The sequence below is a fragment of the Streptomyces sp. NPDC059456 genome (assembly GCF_042750055.1).
GTDB lineage: Bacteria > Actinomycetota > Actinomycetes > Streptomycetales > Streptomycetaceae > Streptomyces.
On the sequence record NZ_JBHYVA010000745.1, the window covers coordinates 1 to 4,041 of the forward strand.

Consider the following 4,041-nt stretch of genomic DNA (forward strand, 5'->3'; position numbering starts at 1 on the left):
GGGGGGGGGGCGGGGGGGGGAGCGCGGGGGGGCGGGCGCCGGGGGGGTGTGTTTGTGCGCTTTGGGGGGGGGGGAGGTGGAGGGTCCCGGCCGCGATCCGGCCGAGCCGGACGCGTACGGGGCCGCCCGCGGGGCCCCGGCGCTGCAGGTACTCCTCGACCGGCGCGGGCACGGCGAGCGCCGCCCCGCCCTGGAGCTCCACTTCCTCCCGGGGGACGTCCGGCGCGAGGACCGTGCGTGACAGCTCGTCGGCGAGCCTTCCGGGGGCGGCGGCCGGCGCGGGGCCCGCCGGGGCCGGCGCGGGTGCGGCGGGGGCCGGGACGGGAGCGCGGGCGGGTTCGCGGGCCGCGGGTACCTGGGCCGCCATCTCATCCCCCCTCGCACAGCGGGTCGTCGACCGGAGGCTGCGGCCGCGGCGGCGCCGGGAGCGGCGCGGCGGCGGGCGGGGTGACGAGGTCCACCAGGTCGTCGAGGTCCTCCTGGGCGAAGGCGCCGTCCGCGTCCTTGAGGCGGGCTCCGGCGCCCCTGGTCCCGAGGAGTTCGTCGAACGCGTCGGTCTCGGCCTGCCCCATGTCGGCGAGGGTCTTGCCGCCGGCGAAGAAGGCCTTGAGGGCGGCGGCCGCCTCCGGCGAGGGCGGCAGGCAGAAGCGCAGGGCGAGCAGCCACCACAGCTGGAACAGGAAGACCACGATCGGCAGGAACATGCTGAACACGAAGTACGCCACGATCATGAAGATTTCGAGGGCGAAGGTGCAGGTCCGCGGGACGGTGCCGGTCACCGAGCCGGAGCCGGGCGTGCCGCCGCCGGGGTCGAAGGACATCTGCGAGCCGGGCGGGCTGGTGATCGCGACCCCGCCGGGTCCGGGCGGTGCCGCGGCCCGGGCGGCCACCGCCCGGAAGTCGGGCATGGTGATGGACGTCTTCCGGTTCCTCGTGCCCTCCGGGTCGAAGAACGACGCGAGCCGGAAGGGCTCGGTGGGCTTGCTCCAGGAGGTCCGCGGCGGGCACTGCTCGTGGCCCGGCCGCGGGGTGCGCCGTACGAAGACGCGCAGTTCGTAGACGGACCGGTCGTCGAGCTTGGGGGCGCCGAGGCCGTCGTGGTCGGCGGAGGAGGTCGGCACCACCCCGAACCACAGCGACCGCTGCGGCGGGCGCGCCGCGTCCGGGCAGTCGCCCGAGCGGGCGGGCAGCCGCCACATCGGCAGCTCCTGCTCCCGGTCCTCGGGCCGGCCCTGCGCCGGGGGCTCGCCGAGCCTGCGCCACTGGCCGCCCGCGGGGCCCGCCATCCACGCCTGCGTCTGCTTCTTCAGGTCGACCCGGTCGAGGAGTTCGCGGTTGGCCTCCTCGAAGGCGGTGCGGTGGGCGAGGCCGGCCCACAGGACGTCCCGGGCCTCCGACAGGTGCGGGCCGGTGTCCGGACCCGGCTGCCGCCCGGCGGCGAGCAGGTCGGCCGTCAGCCGGCGCGAGAGCGTGCGCAGCACCTTCGGCTCCGCGTTCATCTCCACCGTGCGGCGGCGCATCACGAAGCCCACGTCGAGGCCTTCGGAGGACTGCGGGCGCGGCAGCCCCGGCCGGTCGCAGAACAGCTCGACGACGACCGCGTAGAACCGCTCGTGGCTGGGCTGGTAGAGCTTGCGCAGCCCGGTGCGGACCAGCTGGTGGGTGGCGAACCGGGCCCGTCCCGGGCCGCGGTGGGCGAGGGCGACGGGCACCGGGTACGACCAGACGTCCTCGTCGGGGTCGAACCGCAGGGCGTCGCGCGGGTCCGCCACCAGCGCCCGGACGAACTCGGCGGAGGCGTACTTCTGCAGCGTCGGGGCGTGCGCGGAGGGGTCGAAGCGGTCGAAGTGCCCGCGCTCGCAGGTGTACCAGGGGGCCAGGACCTTGAAGCCGTGGTCGGCGGCGGTCACCAGATGTTCCCGGCGCCCGGGGTGTAGGCCGGGGAGATCACCACTTGCTCGGTGACCAGCGTGGCGCACTTCACCAGGCCGCTGAAGGTGGACAGCGGGGCGTTGACCGCCACCATCGGTGCCTTGACGTCGACGGACACGTTCGCCTGCACCTCCACGGAGGTCGCCGTCAGCCGCACCACGCAGCCGCCGCCGTGCCGGATCGTCACCTGCTGGGCGGCGTCGTCGAGGGTCACCTCGTGGCCGGAGGCCATCGTGATGCGCACCCTGGCCGCGCCCCGGGTGTCGTCGAACTCCAGCAGGCTGTCCGCCCGCGACCGCAGGGTGCGCAGATTGTTGGCGTCCTGCGGCTCGTGCGGCAGGGCGGCGCGCCCGTTCCAGGCGGCGCCGAGGACGTAGGGGCGGCGCGGGTTGCCCGCCTCGAACGCGACGACGACCTGGCTGCCCACTTCGGGCAGCACCAGCAGGCCCTGCTCGTCGTCGGCGTACGGGGAGCAGAGCGTGGCCCAGGCGCGGACGTCGCGGTCCCCGTCCCTGCCGAGCCAGGGGAAGCGCACCTCGATGCGGCCGAGCCGTGTCTCGTCGACGATGTCGGTGACGAACGCCGGGTAGACGCCGAAGTATCCGGGGGCGGAGCCGTCCACGGGAGCGGGCAGGGCCATCACACCACCTCGTTCATGCCGGCGCGTTCGGCGTCGAAGCGGGTGCGGAAGCCGTGGTCCGCGTCGAAGGTGTGCCGGATCCGGGTGACGTGGTACCCCTCCCCCTCGAAGGGCGCGCCGACCGAGCGCAGTGCGAGGCGTCCTCCGACGACGAGGTCGGGGCTGCCGTTGGTGGTGCCGGCGACGGTCACGAACCGGCGTCCGCGGCGCAGCATTTCGGCGCGCGCCCAGGCGGCGGCCTCTTCGGCGGTCAGTGCGGCCTCGCGGACCCGCAGGCTGGTGCCGGGGCCCAGGGCCCGGGCCAGGAGCCGTGCCCCGGTGCGGCCGTCGGCTGTCTCCGCTTCGACGGCCTCGGGGCCGGCGCGTTCGTCGACGATCTCGCGCCGGTCGGCGTCGTAGCCGGTGACGACGACCTCGCTGCGCTGGTGGGCCAGGTCGGCGCAGAGCCGCACGGACATCAGCTCGCCGCCGTACACGAGGGTCTGGGGGGTGGCGCCGCGGCTGCCCCGGGGGCGGAAGTGCAGGGTGCGGCCGTTCGCCCAGAGTTCGGCCTGGACCAGCCGGGCCCGCTCGCGCAGGAAGGCGAGGTCGCTCTGGTTGAGCTGCTGTACGACGTCGTAGCGGGGTCCGGGGACGTCCGCGTCGGCGTCGAGCCCGTGCTCGCGGGCCACCTCCTCGGCGAGTCCCGCGTCGGTGGTGTCGTGGTAGGTGCGCATCCGGCGGGTCATCCGCAGTCGCATCAGCGCGTCCTCGGCGTGCACGAGGACGAGCGGTGGTTCGCCGTCGCCGAGGACGAGTTCCAGGCCGGAGACGACGCCTTCGAAGACGTACCGCTGGCGTGACGGCGGGCCGAGGGCGACCTTGAGCGCGCTGCCGAGGCCGACCGTGGACCCGTCGAGGTGCCGCAGCCGGTCCTGGGGGCCCTTGGCCCCGGCGCCGACGGCCAGGAAGTGTGCGCGCAGGGTGCGCAGCCCCTCGACGCCTTCGGCGACCTCCAGGCGGACGCAGTCCCGCGCGAGGTCCTTGACGAGGGCGCCGCCCACCTCGAACACGGGCGATACGGCCGCGATCGCCGCGTCAGTCATCGAAGCCCTCCGCGGCGACGCGGGCGGCGAGCCAGGCGGCCCGTTCGCAGGCCTCGCGGTGGTGTTCGGCGGCCGCCCACCTCCCGGCGGGCCCGTCCGGGCCGGCGGACGGCGGTGCGGAGCCGCCCGCGGGCACGACTTCGGTGTGCAGCTCTCCGATGTACACGCTCATGGCGGGCCTCCTCGCGGTGTCCACCTCAGGGTGGTCGGGCCCGCGTCACGGGCGCGTTGCTCGCAGTCGGCGGCGGTCCGGCCGGGCGTGGCGGGCGGCAGCCGCTCCCACGGGGCGGCCGCGGGGTCGGGCGCCGGGACCTCCTCGCGCCGGGCCCGGTCGGCGAGGCTGCGGCCGCCGCCGGCCCGGACCTCGGCGAGGGTGCCGGGGTC

Annotated in this window: 5 protein-coding genes and 1 pseudogene; all 6 read right to left on the reverse strand. The window is 76.0% G+C overall.

Annotation, left to right across the window (positions count from 1 at the left end):
- A pseudogene (locus tag ACFXA3_RS37595) lies at positions 1-367 on the reverse strand (hypothetical protein); the annotation flags it as partial.
- 1 nt (position 368) lies between these two features.
- On the reverse strand, positions 369-1,910 hold the full coding sequence (locus tag ACFXA3_RS37600; protein ID WP_385194938.1) for a hypothetical protein: 1,542 nt from the start codon (positions 1,908-1,910) through the stop codon (positions 369-371).
- Positions 1,907-2,572 carry a phage baseplate assembly protein V gene (locus ACFXA3_RS37605; RefSeq protein ID WP_385194940.1) on the reverse strand — a complete coding sequence of 222 codons (666 nt, stop codon included), beginning with the start codon at positions 2,570-2,572 and terminating at the stop codon, positions 1,907-1,909. The genes ACFXA3_RS37600 and ACFXA3_RS37605 overlap by 4 nt, the downstream gene beginning before the upstream one ends.
- On the reverse strand, positions 2,572-3,657 hold the full coding sequence (locus tag ACFXA3_RS37610; protein WP_385194942.1) for a phage late control D family protein: 1,086 nt from the start codon (positions 3,655-3,657) through the stop codon (positions 2,572-2,574). Before ACFXA3_RS37610 ends, ACFXA3_RS37605 begins: the two co-directional genes overlap by 1 nt.
- On the reverse strand, positions 3,650-3,829 hold the full coding sequence (locus tag ACFXA3_RS37615) for a hypothetical protein (RefSeq protein WP_385194944.1): 180 nt from the start codon (positions 3,827-3,829) through the stop codon (positions 3,650-3,652). Before ACFXA3_RS37615 ends, ACFXA3_RS37610 begins: the two co-directional genes overlap by 8 nt.
- The coding region (locus ACFXA3_RS37620) for a hypothetical protein (protein ID WP_385194946.1) at positions 3,826-4,041 on the reverse strand (216 nt) is incomplete at its 5' end. The genes ACFXA3_RS37620 and ACFXA3_RS37615, both read right to left, overlap by 4 nt.